This window comes from Clostridium estertheticum, from assembly GCF_026650985.1.
GTDB classification, from domain to species: Bacteria; Bacillota; Clostridia; order Clostridiales; family Clostridiaceae; genus Clostridium_AD; species Clostridium_AD estertheticum_C.
In genome coordinates this window covers 1332895-1349245 of the sequence record NZ_CP086239.1, presented here as the reverse complement: position 1 = coordinate 1349245, position 16351 = coordinate 1332895, and the positions used below count along the sequence as shown (strand labels likewise).

The 16351-nt window shown below is 30.2% G+C and carries 15 protein-coding genes; 7 read left to right on the top strand and 8 right to left on the bottom strand.

Going from position 1 to position 16351, the window contains the following annotated elements:
* Nucleotides 1–32 precede the first annotated feature (32 nt).
* The 8 genes from LL038_RS06805 to LL038_RS06770 all read right to left on the bottom strand — a co-directional run bounded on the left by LL038_RS06805 (nt 33) and on the right by LL038_RS06770 (nt 9717).
* Nucleotides 33–1055, bottom strand: a complete 1023-nt coding sequence (locus LL038_RS06805) for a metal-dependent hydrolase (protein WP_216126177.1) — start codon at nt 1053–1055, stop codon at nt 33–35.
* Between the two features lie 73 nt (nt 1056–1128).
* Nucleotides 1129–1770 carry a pentapeptide repeat-containing protein gene (locus LL038_RS06800; protein WP_216126174.1) on the bottom strand — a complete coding sequence of 214 codons (642 nt, stop codon included), beginning with the start codon at nt 1768–1770 and terminating at the stop codon, nt 1129–1131.
* A 199-nt stretch (nt 1771–1969) separates the two neighbouring features.
* On the bottom strand, nt 1970–3094 hold the full coding sequence (locus LL038_RS06795) for a Ger(x)C family spore germination protein (RefSeq protein ID WP_216126171.1): 1125 nt from the start codon (nt 3092–3094) through the stop codon (nt 1970–1972).
* 55 nt (nt 3095–3149) lie between these two features.
* On the bottom strand, nt 3150–4253 hold the full coding sequence (locus LL038_RS06790) for a GerAB/ArcD/ProY family transporter (RefSeq protein ID WP_216126168.1): 1104 nt from the start codon (nt 4251–4253) through the stop codon (nt 3150–3152).
* Nucleotides 4246–5733 (bottom strand): spore germination protein, encoded by a 1488-nt coding sequence (locus LL038_RS06785; protein WP_216126165.1) that lies wholly within the window; start codon nt 5731–5733, stop codon nt 4246–4248. The genes LL038_RS06790 and LL038_RS06785 overlap by 8 nt, the downstream gene beginning before the upstream one ends.
* A 156-nt stretch (nt 5734–5889) precedes the next feature.
* The gene (locus tag LL038_RS06780) at nt 5890–7725 is read right to left on the bottom strand and encodes an extracellular solute-binding protein (protein WP_216126162.1); all 1836 of its coding nucleotides are present in this window, start codon (nt 7723–7725) and stop codon (nt 5890–5892) included.
* Between the two features lie 2 nt (nt 7726–7727).
* Complete coding sequence (locus tag LL038_RS06775) at nt 7728–8618, bottom strand: ABC transporter permease (RefSeq protein WP_216126159.1); 891 nt, start codon at nt 8616–8618, stop codon at nt 7728–7730.
* Between the two features lie 13 nt (nt 8619–8631).
* Nucleotides 8632–9717, bottom strand: a complete 1086-nt coding sequence (locus LL038_RS06770) for an ABC transporter ATP-binding protein (RefSeq protein ID WP_216126157.1) — start codon at nt 9715–9717, stop codon at nt 8632–8634.
* Between the two features lie 406 nt (nt 9718–10123).
* Between LL038_RS06770 and LL038_RS06765 the strand changes: the two genes are divergently transcribed.
* From LL038_RS06765 to hisA, 7 genes are read left to right on the top strand one after another with little or no spacing between them, the layout of a single operon-like run.
* Entirely contained in the window at nt 10124–11413 is a 1290-nt protein-coding gene (locus LL038_RS06765; RefSeq protein ID WP_216126155.1) for an ATP phosphoribosyltransferase regulatory subunit, read from the top strand.
* A gap of 2 nt (nt 11414–11415) precedes the next feature.
* The gene (gene hisG, locus LL038_RS06760) at nt 11416–12066 is read left to right on the top strand and encodes an ATP phosphoribosyltransferase (protein WP_216126153.1); all 651 of its coding nucleotides are present in this window, start codon (nt 11416–11418) and stop codon (nt 12064–12066) included.
* Nucleotides 12063–13355, top strand: coding sequence for a histidinol dehydrogenase (gene hisD, locus LL038_RS06755; RefSeq protein ID WP_216126151.1), 1293 nt, complete (start codon nt 12063–12065; stop codon nt 13353–13355). The genes hisG and hisD overlap by 4 nt, the downstream gene beginning before the upstream one ends.
* Entirely contained in the window at nt 13355–14395 is a 1041-nt protein-coding gene (gene hisC / locus LL038_RS06750) for a histidinol-phosphate transaminase (RefSeq protein ID WP_216126149.1), read from the top strand. The genes hisD and hisC overlap by 1 nt, the downstream gene beginning before the upstream one ends.
* 32 nt (nt 14396–14427) lie before the next feature.
* Nucleotides 14428–15018, top strand: a complete 591-nt coding sequence (hisB, locus tag LL038_RS06745) for an imidazoleglycerol-phosphate dehydratase HisB (RefSeq protein WP_216126147.1) — start codon at nt 14428–14430, stop codon at nt 15016–15018.
* An 11-nt stretch (nt 15019–15029) separates the two neighbouring features.
* Nucleotides 15030–15632 (top strand): imidazole glycerol phosphate synthase subunit HisH, encoded by a 603-nt coding sequence (gene hisH, locus LL038_RS06740; RefSeq protein ID WP_216126144.1) that lies wholly within the window; start codon nt 15030–15032, stop codon nt 15630–15632.
* Nucleotides 15632–16348 carry a 1-(5-phosphoribosyl)-5-[(5-phosphoribosylamino)methylideneamino]imidazole-4-carboxamide isomerase gene (gene hisA, locus LL038_RS06735; protein WP_216126142.1) on the top strand — a complete coding sequence of 239 codons (717 nt, stop codon included), beginning with the start codon at nt 15632–15634 and terminating at the stop codon, nt 16346–16348. Before hisH ends, hisA begins: the two co-directional genes overlap by 1 nt.
* Nucleotides 16349–16351: the final 3 nt, after the last annotated feature.

Here is a 16351-nt window from a genome sequence, read left to right as displayed (position 1 = left end):
CACTAGTTCTTTATTAAATACTGATGTTTTGTTTAGATTACTCTGAAATTACCACCATAAACATTGAAACTCACTACAAATACAATAAATAATATTATAATATATATCACTTCAAATAGATTCCCAGCATCAGAACCTGTGGTGATATGTGGTGGCAATTTTAATTTAAATCTTCCTATTTTTTCTAGTATATAAACAAATTTATTGTGAATTCCTATTTTTTTTAATAATTCAGCAATAAACCGTGGTGTTGACAGTATTGGTACGCCTTCTTTTGTAAATATATCAGCCCAATAGATATGGCTTATATACCCAACAAAAAAACAGCCTGTTAAATACTCGTATCCTAATTTATTAAACACATATGATGCTGAAATAGTAAAAACAATAACCCCCTCTATTGAGTGCAAAAATGTTCTGTGAGGGAATATTGCGATACATATTAATAAGATACAAATAAGATAAATAGAACTATCGTTCAAATTAGTGACATTGTAAAGCGCTAATATAAGACTCGAACCGATATATGTTAAGAACATGGTTGTTCTTTTGAAATTATTTGATCCCTTACTTATTATATTTGATAATTTCTTATAAACGAAACCAATTACAGGGATATTTTTGTAAATTCGCTCATTAGTAATACCTATAAGTAAAAAAATAAAAGACATAAAATATGTACATATTTTTGCATATTCACCTATAAATTTTATTCTTGATAACTGCGCTATAATAGTTTTGGAATTCCATATGATTAGTGCACATAGCCCAACACCCAAAAGCAATCTTAATAATAACTTTAACAACTTTTCTATGTCGTGGGTTACTTTATTACTTGTACCTGTAAGTGGGTTCATATGGTTTATCTTACTGTTTTGACTATCAGCATCTACAAGCAATCCTGAAAGACATGCAGTGCCAAGACCTATAAGGCTTATTCCCATTGGAACATGAATATATCTATTATTGAATATTGCCATTGAATTAATTATGGGTACTGTAGCTACTATTGCGTATGATAACATTGCTATCTTTTGATGTGACCGCCCATTCATCTTATGTACTCCTTACTCGCTTAGATGTCATTATAATATAGTTTATTTTAAAAAAATTTGTTTTAATACGTAATTACATATTATTTTTTAAATATTTAATTATGTAACTTAATGTATGAAAATCACAATTTAAATCATCACTAACAAGATTTAATCCTTTAATCAAAGTTTCTTCATCAAAGTTTTCTAGTAATATCATTATATTTATTATATTAATATCACCATTTTTTGTATCAAGGACTCTTGCAGCTTTTACATATTTGTTTTTCATTACTTTTAAAATTGCGAAACGAAGATCATCACTAATTTCTAATTCTGGTATTTCATCAAAAATTCTTATTTCCGGATTTTTAAGGCTTAGATTTTTAGCTTTATGAACATCGGTTAACAAAAATATAGTGTTTTTAAATTCCGCATCTTTAAAATCTGCTCCATCTAAATTTGTAGAATCAAATAAAGTATTTTCAAATACAGTATTTTGAAAATCGCTGTCTTTTAGATTTGTTCCAATAAATTCGGCACATTTAAATGTACATTCAAGAAAAACACATGATTTAAAGTGAGCTCCTCTAAAGTTAACATAATTAAAATTCGAATCTGAAAAATCACTATTATAACAATTGCTTCTTTCAAGATTTTTATACATAAAGTTTTTTCCCGTTTTTTCTATATTGTTATAATTAAAATTACCTTTAACACTTCTATTTGTAGCCATTATTTGCCTCCCTTAAATTGATAAACATCAAAAAACTTCTAGCCAATTTCCAAAAGTGGGTAGAAGTTTTTTATTTCACTATAGATACTATACACAATTTTAATAAAAGTCAATCTTTTATTGAAAATTTAACCGATTAAAGTATATGAACATAGGTAAATCCTTGAATTTATAGTTTTTTAGTTTAAAGCTATATCGTTTATTTGTTTTTATATAAAAATTCACCTCTTCCAAGACTATCAACCTTAACAGTTACATTAACTGTGATATCTGAATTACAAACAACGTCATTCCAATCAATTTTAGGATTTCGCCCAAAAGCAGCTGCAGCATCACGACCAAGTTCTAGGCAGTCTGTTTTATATTGATTTTGCATTTTATATATAAATTTATTACACCTTTTTTTTGTTTCTTCTTCTAATTCATGACTGTACTTTTCTACGGTTTTGGGATTATTCATAAAATCATTATACAAAGTATTATTTGCTACCTTACCTTTAAATTCTATATCAATATTAAATTTATATTTACCATTGATTTTTTCACAGTGTACCTTTCTTTTCACTTCCCCATAAGTTGATATCCAATGTGATGAATCTTTTTGAAGTGTTAGTATTCCTTTAACTTTATTGTTCCTTAAAAAATTCATATATCTGGCGTCTTCCATTGGTATTTTTGTTACCATTTTGTCTTTATTAAAAACGGCCATGCCGCTTATTGTAATTTTTTTGTTTAGTATTTCTAGGTAAGGAATAACTAAATCTCGCCCCTCTGAATTTACTCTTACATACATATCAACAACTTTATAGTCTTTAGACATGAAATTTTGGTTTTTAGAGCTTTCTACCATATCGTTAATATGATCTGCTGAAGTGGGAGCATCATTAACTTTAAATTTTAACATATCAATGGCCTTATCCTTACAGACAACAATCCATGCAGCATCATTCATTTCTTGATTCGTCATCAATATATCAATAAGGTGGTTTATCCCAGAGGTTGCGAAAGCTTCACTAAAAATAAATACTTTCTGTAATCCAAGAAAGTATAATTTACCACTGATAGTTTGCCTGGTTGACCTGGAATCAGGAATGTTTTTACCGGTACCCTCTAATATTTCACTTGAAATTTCATCTTTTTTATTGAAATTATATATACTTGAAACAATGTTATATTCATTTAACGGACGATTTGTTGTGAGGTCCAATGATACTCCTGAAGAAATACCTATATCCTCTATAGGAACGCTGCCTTCACTTGAATTAAATATGATATATATAATTATACATGAAAAAGATATTATTAATAAACTATATCTTTTCATTTACAGGGTTTCCTCCTTTTTTTATAAAGTATATATGAAATAGAAGTTAGTATAATTACGGGTTAATTTTTTCAATATGATTAAGTTTTCTCTTATCTATTAAAAGAGTTAATAATGCAATTATGGTCACATAAGCAATGTTATATAAGGTTATCCAAGGCATAGCTTTGCCCAAAATTTCTTTTCTGATTACTTCATTTCCAATTAACATTGGAAAAACAAAAATAATTGGTAATAATAAAAAGCAAATTGTTTTTCTTTTTATTTTTGTAATATTATTTAATATTTTAGTTGAGGCATAAAATTGAATGGATATGGTTTTATATGCCATAATAGCCAATATAATTATGTTTATATATCTAAAATTATTTATCACAGGTATTTTAAAGGACTCAGCTACGAAGGAAAATGGCCATATTTCTTTTGGTATTAAATCAGGTCCAGAAAAATAAATAGATGTAAAAACTACCCAGGTATGAAAAAAAATTATTACAAAAGTGCTCAATAAAGCAGCTTTTAATATATCTTTTTTTTGCTGAACATATGGATATACTATTAATAGTAATTCCATATTTGCATAAGCAAAAGCAGATTTCACGCTTCCTTCTAAAATTTTAGGGAGACCTGCTCCAAAAAAAGGTTTTACATTTAAAATACTAGAGGACTTAAAGGTTACTGTGGATGCCACTATTATAAGACATATTAAAAAAAATGTTATAGTAGTAAATCTGGCTAATACTTTTAAGCCTTTAATTGAAGCATAACAAGCAATAGTTGCGAAAAGTATAACCATCTTAAAATGTGGAATAAAATACATACTATACGCTCTTAATAGATTACTTGCACCAGAAGTAACTAATACTGCATAGAATAAAAACTGGAGCATAAATAATAAATTTAAAAAATTACCTATTATTTTTCCGAAAAATGCTTTGCTTAAATTCATTATATTACTACCAGGATATTTTCTTATTATTATTCCTCCGATTAGAACAATATATAATGGATATATCCCACCTATAATGGTAGAAATCCACCCATCCTGTTTTGCAATGCTTACTACGTCTGCAGGTAGACTAGTGACCCCTATACCTACGATACAGCCAACCAAGATGAAAAAAAGCTCAGTAGAGGTTATTAGTTTATTCTTTTTATTCATCTTTTTTTCTCCTAAATTTATATCTGAAATTATTTTGTCTTTTATTATTCTGGCCTGAGACTATTGATGGACGAGCATTCATTTTCCATAATTGTGCTCTCGTAAATGTATCCTTTAAATCATCTTTTTTAAAGTCCATATATGGAACACCAAAATTCTCCAAGGAGGATAAATGAATGATAAGAAAAGTAAAGCCTGTAGCAATCCCCATTATACCCATAGCATTTGCTAAAAATAACATTGGAAATCTTAGAAGCCTTATAGAGAGAGACATATCAACAGCGGGTACTACAAAAGATGCAACAACCGTGATACCAACTACAAGCAAAGTAGTAGGACTTACCATCTTTGATTCTACTATGGCATTTCCTATAATAATGCCTCCAACTATACTTACAGTTTGTGCTATTTTAGAGGGAAGCCTTAATCCTCCTTCTCTTAAGATTTCCATAAGTAGTTCCAGTATAAGTATTTCCATAAATGGGGTAAGAGATATTCCTATTCTAGATTGTACTATAGGGATAACAAATTGAACGGGTATGAGTTCAGCATTATACTTGATTAACGTTAAATAAACGGAAGGAAGTGTAATTACTAATAAAACTGTTAAAATTCTAAGAAGTCTTATAAAATTTGCAGATATTGTTTTTTCGTTATAATCTTCAACAGTGTGAAAAAATTCAATAAATACAGAGGGTAATGTTACCACAAAAGGTGTGCCATTTAAAATCAAAGCAATTCTTCCTTCCATAATATTTGCGGTTACTCTATCTGGTCTCTCTGTGGCCAAAGCCATTGGAAAAATACTGTATGGATTCTCATCTATAAATTCAAGTAATATCCCTATTCCAGTAATAGAATCTACGTTTACTGCATTTATTCTTTTTTTTAGTTCATCTAGAACCTCAGTATCAACTAAATCTTTAATATAAACTAAGGCTAAATCAGTTTGTGTCCGTCTTCCAACAACAAATTTTTCAATGGAAAGGTTTGAATCTTTTATTTTCCTACGGAGCAGACTTATATTAACTTCTAGGTTTTCCACAAATCCATCTCTGGATCCCCTAAGTGATATTTCATTGGTTGGATCAGATATTTTTCTGATTTCGCCACCAGTTGTATCAATTATAATGTAATCTTCTATATTTTCAATAATAAATAAAGTATTGCCATTTTTAATCTCTTTAGAAACTTGAGTAGTATTATCTTTGATAAAAGAACATTCTGCAGTAATGTAATTACTACACAAAAATCTGGATGTATTGTTATCTAATGTTATGGAAATTTGTATTTGAAGCATTAATGGATTAAGAATATCCCTATTAATGACATTTTTGTCTACTAGACCATCAATATATATAATAGCGCCTTGTATTGATGGATTTTTGCCAATTGCTATATTTTTGACTTTAATAGGAGCTGATGGTCCTAAGATATTTATCATATTATTTATTTTAGAGTTTATACTTTCATTTTTCATATATATCACCTTTATAGTATATTTTTCACTAAATATAATAATAGTTTATCCCTTGAAAAAAATTATATACAGACAACATGGAAGGTTATAATTTCGCTTAGAAAATGTTAAATAAAATAAAGTGGCTAGGATTTAATAAAATCCTAGCCACTTTGCTTATTTAACTTCCGTCCATATCTTATCTAAATCTGTTACTGATTTTCCTATATCCTTTAAGTATTCACCCTTTTTTACAATTTCTTTAGGCGGATAAACTGCTTTATCATCTAGTATTTTTTTATCTATATATTTGTATGCTGCTACATTAGGATTTCCGTAAGGGAACTTATGAGAAATCTCAGCACTTATTTCAGGCTGCATTATAAAATTTATAAAAAGCTGCGCCGCTTTAACATTTTTTGCAGCTTTTGGAATTACAAAGTTATCTTGTTGAAGAAATAGCCCTTCCTTTGGGATTACGTATTTTATATTTGGGTTTTCAAGGCGTGCTAGATTTCCTTCTGCTCCCCAGGCGAACATTGCTTTTGACTCGCCATTTATAAGGCTTGTTTTGGGACTATCACTATCATAAGATTTTATATTAGGCTGAAGTTTTATAAGTGCATCTTTTGCTTTTTGAAGAGCTGCTGGGCTAGTTTCATTTAGTGGATACCCAAGCATCTTAAGTGTCATTCCAATTATAACTCTTTCATCATCAAGTACAGTTAAAGAATTTTTAAACTCTGGTTTCCAAAGATCCTTATAGCCCTTTATTGTGCCCTCAGGGATTTTTGAACTATCATAGGAGATTACACCTGCAAGCCACATATAAGGAACACTATATTTATTACCACGATCAAAGGGTAAGTTTAAATATTGAGGTCCAATATTGCTTAAATTTGTTAAACTACTTTTATTTATCGGTGTTATAAGTTCTTGTTTACTTAATATTTCAACCATAAAGTCACTAGCTACTGTTAAATCATAATTTCCACCACCTGCCATAAGTTTTGCTAGCATTTCTTCATTTGATGAAAAAGTACTATAATTTACTTTAATATTATAGGTTTGTTCAAATTTATCTATAACGGACTGTGGTAAATATTCAGACCAGTTAAAAACATTTAAAACTTCCTCAGGCTGCGCATTGTGGTTAGCATAAGTGAATATTCCACCACCAATACTTCCAAATACAATCAAAATTGAGGTTACTATAGCTCCAATCTTTTTCATATTTATATTTACATTTCGAATTAAAAGTGCAAAACAAATTATAATAATGGTTAAAAATATTAGTATGGTAGATAGGGCGTTAATTTCAGGCGTAACGCCAAACTTTACCATAGAAAATACTTTAAGAGGCAAAGTAACACTACCAGGTCCAGCTACAAAAAAACTAATTATTACATCATCAAGCGATAAAGTAAAGGCAAGTAATGCTCCTGCAATAACACCTGGCATAATAATTGGTAGAGTTATATTAAAAAAGGTTTTTATAGGTGTAGCGTAAAGATCCATAGCAACTTCTTCAACAGACCTATCGAAGCCGTCAAGTCTAGTTTTTACCACCGCGACTACATAAGCTATGCTGAAAGTAACATGGGCAATAATTAAAGACACTCTACCTAAAGGGATCTTTGCTATGGAGAAAAAAGCAAGCAAGGATATACCCATAACTATTTCAGGTATAACTAAAGGCACATAAAGTATTGCGTCAACTAATTTTTTAGCGCGAAATTTATATCTATACGTTCCAATGGCGGCTAAAGTTCCTATAATCACAGAAATTATTGTACTAATTATAGCTATAATAAATGAGTTCTTAACAGCATCTAATATGCCCGCATTATGGAGTAGACTACCATACCATTTAAATGTGAAACCGGTCCAAACTACATTTAATTTTGACTGGTTAAAGGAAAATCCGATAAGTACTATAATAGGTATATATATAAACATAAATATTAGAATTAAATATAAAAATTTCAGTGAATTTGTTTTTTTGCTTTTCATCTTTATAATACCTCCTTAGTTCCTTTAGTTCCAGTTAGTTTTGTACTATATAAAATAACAGATAACATAACAATTATTAAAATAACTGATATAGCAGAACCGAAGGGCCAATCTCTTGCAGTAAGGAATTGATTTTTGATTAGATTACTCATAAGGATTACCTTACTACCTCCCATAAGGTCAGTTACAAAGAAAAGTCCAAGAGTAGGAATAAAAACTAAAATAGAACCTGATACAATCCCACCTTTGGTAAGTGGAAGAATAATTTTGATGAATTTATAAAACGGACCTGCCCCAAGATCAGATGCAGCATCTAATATTCTCTTGTCAAGTTTTTCTATGGAAGTATATAGCGGTAGAACCATAAATGGAAACATCATGTATAACATACCAATCATAACCGCAAAATTGTTATACATTAAATTAAGAGGTATATTTATTATATGAAAGTGTAATAGTAATGTATTTATTATTCCTTCTGTTTTAAGTAACACTATTATTGCATAGGTCCTAACTAATGAGTTAGTCCAAAATGGGAGTATTATTAGTAAAAGTAATAGTGGCTTAAATTTTTTATTCAAATTTGCTATTATGTATGCAAAAGGATATCCGAAAATCAAACATAACATAGTAGTATATGTAGCTATCAGGATTGATTTTAGAAAAATATTAATATAAAGAGGGTCTAAAAGCCTTATATAGTTTTCTAACGTAAATTTATATATGATGTTACCAACTTCGCCTCTAGTAGAAAAACTTACAACAACTATAAATAAAAGTGGCATAACAAAAAATACTATCAGCCATATAAGAGCAGGGGAAATTGTTGTTAAATATTTTAGATGTAATGATAAATATTTTTTTATGGAATTTCTTGATTTCTTATTTTTCATGTCTCAACTTCCTTTATTCCTTAATAACTATAGTATGATTAGGATTCCATGTTACAAAATAATTGTTTGTCTCATTTAAAAATACAAAATTTTGTCCTATTGGCTCATTAACTATAATTTCTTTATTATCTTTAAGAAGCATAATAACTTTAATGGTTGAACCTACATAAATTCTTTCCTTGAATTTACAAATTAACCAAACGTCGCCTTCTTCAACGGTTTCTTTTATTTTAATCCTCTCAGGTCTAACAGAAACTATAAATTTATCACCTAGATTATAATTATGGTTAGGTATTCTAATTATATCTTCTTCTTCATAAAGCTTAAGCAAAACTTCATTCTCCTTTAATTTAATAATCTCACCTTCTAAGATATTTGTTTCTCCTAAAAATGTAGCTACAAATTTAGTTCTAGGGTGCTCATAAAGTTCTTCTGGTGTACCAATTTGCTCAATAACACCACTGTTCATAACAACGATTCGGTCGGACATTGTTAGTGCCTCTTCTTGATCATGGGTCACGAAAACAAATGTTATTCCAAGAATTTTTTGAAGATGCTTAAGTTCCAATTGCATTTGTTTGCGGAGCTTTAAATCAAGTGCACCTAGGGGCTCATCTAAAAGAAGAACTTTTGGTTTGTTTACGATTGCTCTTGCTATAGCAACACGTTGCATTTGTCCACCACTTAGCATAGAGGGCATTCTATTTTCAAAACCTTCAAGTTGAACCATTTTTAACATCTTATTTACATTGTCTTTTATTTCACTCTTCGTCATTTTCTTCATTTTAAGACCAAAGGCTATATTATCATAGATATTCATATGAGGAAATAACGCATAGTTTTGAAATACTGTGTTAACACACCTAATGTAAGGTGGCTTTTGCGTAATATTTTCTCCATCAATTATAATTTCGCCACTTGTAGGCAATTCAAAACCAGCAATCATTCTTAAGGTAGTCGTTTTTCCACAACCACTTGGTCCGAGTAGGGTTAGAAATTCACCTTGATGTATGTCAAGGTCTAAGTTTTTAATGATAGGGTCATCTTGATTAAAACTCTTACAAATATTTAACAATTGAACGAAAACACCTTTTGTCACACCGTAACAGCTCCTTTTTAGTAAAATAATATATTATGTTTGAAACTTCTTTATTAAAATTTATAATTATGTATTATCTTGAATAATAATGACTTTATGAATAATAGCACAATAAATTTCAAATATCAATAACTTGATCTTATATTGTAGGAAAATTTTTTTTACAATGTATGAGAGTTTCGTAAAAAAAGTAGAATGAATAGTGGGTGAATGATATAATTGCCATAAGAACGATTTTTAATTAAAGAAATAATTTAATATATAAAAATCAATTGTTATAATTTTTAGAACTTATAGAAATTTTAAAAAATTAAAGGTTGACTTACCTATAGAAAGATGGTAATATTTTAACAAGATGAAGCGTTAAAGTGATAAAGTAATAAAGTGTAATTGAAGGAGTGAAATTATGAATAATTGGAAAAGACATATACCAGAAGGTTCAAGAGATATACTTTTCGAGGATTGTAATAATAAAATTAAGATTATAGATACACTTAGAAACTTGTATATAAGTACTGGTTATTTAGAAGTAATATCTCCAACACTGGAATTTTATGATGTTTTTCAGGGTGATGACGTATCAATTGAGCAAGAAAAAATGTATAAGCTTTTTGATAATGCAGGAAGAATATTAGTGTTAAGACCAGATATGACTATGCCGATAGCCAGAATTGCTGCCACAAAGCTTCGGGATTCAGCATATCCGCTTCGAATATGTTATAGCGGTAATATATTTAGAATAAATGAAAACTGGAATGGAAAGGTTAGTGAAATGACCCAATCTGGAATTGAAATAATAGGAAGTGAAAGTCCAAAATCAGATGCAGAAGTAATTATAACTGCTATTTCATCATTAATTGCTATAGGAGTAAAAAAATTCGAACTTGAAATTGGTCAAGCCGAGTTTTTCAAGGGCCTTATTGAAGATATAGATCTTGATTATGAAGAAATGGAAAGATTAAGGGGTCTTGTTGAAAATAAGAACTTTGGAGCATTAAGAGAATTTATAGATGATAAGGAAGCAACATTTGGTATAGAAAATATAGAAGCTTTGAAAAAATTGCCAGAACTGTTTGGTGGGATTGAAATACTTGGCGCTGCAAGAATGTTAACTCAAAATACGAGAGCACTTGCAGCACTCGATACTATAGAAAAAATTTATGAGCGTATAGTAAGCGTAGGATTTGGTGAATATATTTCTATTGATTTAGGAATGGTACAGCATATTGATTATTATACTGGGATAACATTTAGAGGATATAGTAGTGAAGTAGGAACGACAATAATTAGTGGAGGAAGATATGATAACCTAATATCAAAATTTGGTGCATCAATGCCAGCAGTTGGGTTCGCCATAGATGTGGACAATATTCAGTCTGTTCTTTCAAAGCAAGGTAATGATAATGAGAAGGTCAATGAAAAATTCATGATTTATTTTGAAAATACTTTAGTAGCATGTGCATATAAGTTTGCAGAGCAAATTAGAGCCAAAGGTCTTAGTACTGAATTAAGTTTATTTGAAGAAAAAGAAAAAACTCTGATTTATGCGCAGATAAAGGGAATAGATAAAATGATTTGTATATTAGAAGGGAACAAAATTGAATTAATAGATACTAAAAGTAAAAAAAGCTTTAAGACAAGTACTGAGAAATTTATTAATGGTTTAGATATGTATATTAATATTTTGGGGGAATAACTATGAAAGCAATACGTATAGCATTAACAAAAGGAAGATTAGAAAAGTATGCTATTTCTATGTTTGAAGATATAGGAATAGACTGTACAGATCTTAAAAATAAGGGAAGAAAATTAATTCTTAAGGATGTAAAAAACAATATAGAATTTGTTTTAGTTAAATCTACGGATGTTTTAACCTATGTAGAACATGGCGCAGCAGATATTGGAATTGTTGGTAAAGATACTTTAATGGAGCAAAATAAAGAATTTTATGAAGTAGTAGATTTAAAGGTTGGAAAATGTATGTTTGCAGTTGCAGCATTACCAAGTTTTAAAAGTTATGATGGATATAATCGTAAAAAAATAGCTACTAAATACCCAACAGTTGCAAAAGAATATTTCAAAAAAAATAATGAAGATGTTGAAATTATTAAATTAGATGGGTCAGTGGAACTTGCTCCAATCCTTGAATTATCAGATGCAATTGTGGATTTGGTTGAAACAGGAGATACTCTTCGTGAAAACGGATTGATTATTATAGAAAAAATATGTGATATTAGTGCAAGAATGATAGTAAATAGAGCTAGTATGAAGATGAAAAAGGATGAAATAGGTACTTTAATATTTAAGGTTCAACAATATGTAGATAAAAATGAGGCGATGATAAAATGATAAAAATTACAGAGGCAAATAGCACTGATGGAAAAGAATATATGAAGTTTTTAAAAAAAAGAACGGAAGATGTTCAAAAAGATGTAAATATCATAGTAGATAAAATTTTAGCAGACGTAAGAACTAGAGGCGATGATGCTATAATTGAATACACTCAGAAATTTGATAGTAAATTTGTTACTTCTAAAAATTTTGTTGTAACAGATACAGAAATTAAAAATGCATATAAAATGGTTGACCAAGATTTTTTAGATGCTATAACACTAGCAAAAATAAATGTTAAGGAATTTCACGAAAAACAAAAAAGAAATGCTTGGATGATGACAAAGGAAAAGGGTGCTATTTTAGGCCAAACTTTAAGAGGACTTGAAAGTGTTGGGATATATGTGCCTGGTGGCACGGCATCTTACCCTTCATCTGTTATTATGAATGCAATTCCAGCAAAGGTTGCAGGTGTTGAAAATCTAGTGATGGTAACACCACCACTTAATGATGGAACTGTGAATCCTCATATTCTAGTTGCAGCAGATATAGCTGGCGTTGATAAGATTTACAAAATGGGTGGTGCACAGGCGATTGCCGGACTTGCATATGGGACAGAAAAAATATCTAAAGTAGATAAAATAGTAGGACCAGGAAATATTTATGTGGCTATGGCCAAAAAGAGTGTGTTTGGATCTGTTGCCATAGATATGATTGCAGGCCCCAGTGAAATCTTAATTATTGCAGATGAGTTTGCAAATGAACACTTCATTGCAGCGGATTTAATGTCTCAAGCAGAACATGATGTTCTTGCGTCAGCTATGCTTATAACTACTTCAAGGGACCTTGCAAATAGGGTAGTTAAAGAGCTAGAAATACAGATAAAAGATATGAGCAGGTGTAAAATCATTAAGGAATCTTTAGAAAAATACGGAGTTATCTTAATAACTAAAAATATAAAGGAAGCTATAGAACTTGCAAATGACATTGCACCTGAGCATCTTGAAGTAATGGTTCGTGACCCATTTAATTATTTGGGTGATATAAAAAATGCAGGTTCCATATTTTTAGGTGAGTATGCTCCAGAACCACTAGGAGATTATATAGCAGGACCTAATCATGTTCTTCCAACAAGTGGAACTGCAAGATTCTTTTCACCATTATCGGTAGATGATTTCATCAAAAAATCAAGTTATATATATTATACTAAGGAAGCACTAAGCGAAGTTAAGGACAAGATAATAAAACTATCAGATGTTGAAGGGCTTACAGCTCATGGAAATTCTATTAAAGTGAGGTTTAAATAATGGTACAAGATTTTTTTAGAGAAGATTTAAGTGATTTTGAATCATATAGTGCAGGTAAAACTGATTATAAAGTAAGATTAAACGCCAATGAAAGTTTTAATAACCTTGATTTTGAAACTAGAAAAGAAATAGGTACGGTAATAGAGAATTCCATTTATAATAGGTATCCAGACCCAGAGTCACTCGAGGTATGTGATCTTTATGCTAAATATGCTAATGTTAAAGGTATAAACGTAATGGCTGGAAATGGTTCAGATGAGTGCATTCAAATAATCGCTCATACATTTTTAAATGCTGGGGATAAAGTAGCAATGCAAAGTCCTGATTTCTCCATGTATGGATTATATACCAAGGTTGCAGGAGGAATTCCAATTGAATTTCCACTAGGACCTGCATTAGAATTAGACGTAGATGGTTTTATTTCTATGGCTAATAGTGAAAAGGTTAAGATCGTATTTTTATCTAACCCTAATAATCCTACTGGTAATATTATTAAAAGAGAGGATATTATTAAAATAATAGAAGGGTGCAAATGTGTTGTAGTAATTGACGAGGCATATTTTGAATTTTATGGCGAGAGTATCTTAGATAAAATAGATTTTCATGAGAATTTAATTGTACTTAGGACTTGTTCGAAAATTGGGCTTGCAGCTATCAGGCTAGGATTCATGATTACGAATAAGATTCTAATGGCCGAACTTAAAAAAGTAAAACCACCTTATAATGTGAATGCTATTACTCAAGGTATAGCATGTGTTGTATTAAAAAAACCAGAAATAATATATAACAATGTTAAAAACATACTTGCAGAGAGAGTTTACTTATGGGAAAAATTGAATTGTATTAATGAAATAAGACTTCATAAAGCTAAAGCAAATTTTATACTAGTTGAGGTTCCAAATGCTTTAGAAACTAAAGAAAAGCTTTTAAAACAAAGTATAAATGTGCGTTGCTTTACTTCAGGGAAATTAGTAAACTGTTTGAGAATAACAATAGGAAGTAGAGAAGAAAATAACTGTTTATTAAAAAACATTATTTAAATTCAATTAATATTTCCAAAGGAGCGAGGTATATGATTCAAAGAGAAGCAAAAATATCAAGAAAAAGTAATGAAACTAATATTGAGGTACGTATAAATTTAGATGGAGCTGGAAATTTTGAGGGCGATACAGGTATAGGTTTCTTTGATCATATGTTAAACCTTTTTGCAAAACATGGACTTCTAGATTTATACGTTAAAGCTGTGGGAGATTTATTTGTAGATTCTCATCATACTATTGAAGATGTAGGGATAGTGCTTGGACTTGCGATTAAGGATGCACTTAAGGGCAAAGAGGGGATAAAACGGTATGGAACTAGTTTTGTACCTATGGATGAAACATTGGCTACAGTGTCACTAGATTTAAGTGGTAGACCTTACCTTGTGTTCGATGCTGATTTTACAGTAGATAAAATTGGAGATTTTGATACAGAAATGGTGGAAGAATTTTTTAGGGCTTTAGCTATGAATAGTGGAATAACGCTTCATGCAAGAATAATTTATGGAAAAAACAACCATCATATGGTGGAAGGCTTATTCAAAGCTTTTGGAAAAGCATTAAGTGAAGCTTTAACATATGATAAAAGGATAAAAGGGGTTATGTCTACAAAAGGATCTTTATAAGGAGGAAAACTATGATAGCGATAGTTGATTATGGTGTTGGAAATTTAAATAGTGTTCAAAATGCACTTAATTCTTTGAATATATCATCAATAATATCATCAAATGCTGAGGAAATATCAAAGTGTAGAAGCATTATTGTTCCTGGAGTAGGTGCTTTTCCAGATGCAATGAAAAATATGAAGGAGTCAGGAATAGATGATGTAATTAAACAGGCTGCTAAAGAAGGAAAACCAATACTTGGCATATGCCTTGGTATGCAACTTTTCTTTGAGGAAAGTTGTGAGGTTGAAAAATGCGCTGGACTAGGATTATTAAAAGGAAACATCATAAGACTCGAGGGTTCTATAAAAATTCCACACATGGGATGGAATAGTTTATCCTTTGAAAATGACTCTCCATTACTTAGAGGTATAGAAGAAAATCAGTATGTATATTTTGTACATTCTTATTATGCACTAAATTGTGAAGAAGGTATTGTAAATGCATATAGTATGTATGAGAAAAAAATACCTGCAATTGTAAGTAAGGGCAATATATTTGGTATGCAGTTTCATCCAGAGAAAAGTGGAGATTTTGGGATGAAATTACTTAAAAACTTCGCGGAGGTAGTGTAATGAAAATATTTCCAGCAATAGATTTAAAAAGTGGAAAATGTGTTAGACTTTTTCAAGGCGAATTTATGTCAGCGAAAGTTGTAGGGGAAGATCCACTACAAACTGCTTTAAACTTTATGAATAAGGGAGCAGAATATTTGCATATGGTAGATCTAGATGGAGCATTAAGAGGATCTATTGAAAATTTAAATAGTATAAATAAAATTATAAATGATTTGAAAATACCTATACAACTTGGCGGTGGTATTAGAAGAATAGATACTATAGATATGTTAATTAGCAAGGGATTAAGTAGAGTTATACTGGGTACTGCAGCTTTAAGCAATCCGTCACTTGTAAAAGAAGCAGTTAAAAAATTTGGAGATAAAATTGCAATTGGAATAGACGCAAGAGATGGTTTTGTAGCAGTAGAAGGTTGGCAAAAAAGTAGTAAAGTTGACTATATAGATTTTGCAAAGCAAATGGAGAATATAGGTATAAAAACTATAATCTTTACTGACATAAGTCGTGATGGAACTTTGACTGGGCCTAATTTTGAGGCAACTGGAAAAATCAATGATCAGGTTTCTTGTGATATTATTGCATCTGGTGGCATGAAAAACATTGATGATATAAAGAAGCTTAAGGAAATGAATATATATGGAGCAATTATAGGAAAAGCACTTTACAGTGGAAATATATCGCTTGAAGAAGCGATACTTGCGGGGAGGGCTTAGTCG

Excerpts from the sequence above, each read along its gene's own strand:
- LL038_RS06805 (WP_216126177.1), bottom strand. The coding sequence starts at position 1,055 with ATGAATGGGCGGTCACATCAAAAGATAGCAATGTTATCATACGCAATA.
- LL038_RS06800 (WP_216126174.1), bottom strand. The coding sequence starts at position 1,770 with ATGGCTACAAATAGAAGTGTTAAAGGTAATTTTAATTATAACAATATA.
- LL038_RS06795 (WP_216126171.1), bottom strand. The coding sequence starts at position 3,094 with ATGAAAAGATATAGTTTATTAATAATATCTTTTTCATGTATAATTATA.
- LL038_RS06790 (WP_216126168.1), bottom strand. The coding sequence starts at position 4,253 with ATGAATAAAAAGAATAAACTAATAACCTCTACTGAGCTTTTTTTCATC.
- LL038_RS06785 (WP_216126165.1), bottom strand. The coding sequence starts at position 5,733 with ATGAAAAATGAAAGTATAAACTCTAAAATAAATAATATGATAAATATC.
- LL038_RS06780 (WP_216126162.1), bottom strand. The coding sequence starts at position 7,725 with ATGAAAAGCAAAAAAACAAATTCACTGAAATTTTTATATTTAATTCTA.
- LL038_RS06775 (WP_216126159.1), bottom strand. The coding sequence starts at position 8,618 with ATGAAAAATAAGAAATCAAGAAATTCCATAAAAAAATATTTATCATTA.
- LL038_RS06765 (WP_216126155.1), top strand. The coding sequence starts at position 10,124 with ATGAATAATTGGAAAAGACATATACCAGAAGGTTCAAGAGATATACTT.
- hisG (WP_216126153.1), top strand. The coding sequence starts at position 11,416 with ATGAAAGCAATACGTATAGCATTAACAAAAGGAAGATTAGAAAAGTAT.
- hisD (WP_216126151.1), top strand. The coding sequence starts at position 12,063 with ATGATAAAAATTACAGAGGCAAATAGCACTGATGGAAAAGAATATATG.
- hisC (WP_216126149.1), top strand. The coding sequence starts at position 13,355 with ATGGTACAAGATTTTTTTAGAGAAGATTTAAGTGATTTTGAATCATAT.
- hisB (WP_216126147.1), top strand. The coding sequence starts at position 14,428 with ATGATTCAAAGAGAAGCAAAAATATCAAGAAAAAGTAATGAAACTAAT.
- hisH (WP_216126144.1), top strand. The coding sequence starts at position 15,030 with ATGATAGCGATAGTTGATTATGGTGTTGGAAATTTAAATAGTGTTCAA.
- hisA (WP_216126142.1), top strand. The coding sequence starts at position 15,632 with ATGAAAATATTTCCAGCAATAGATTTAAAAAGTGGAAAATGTGTTAGA.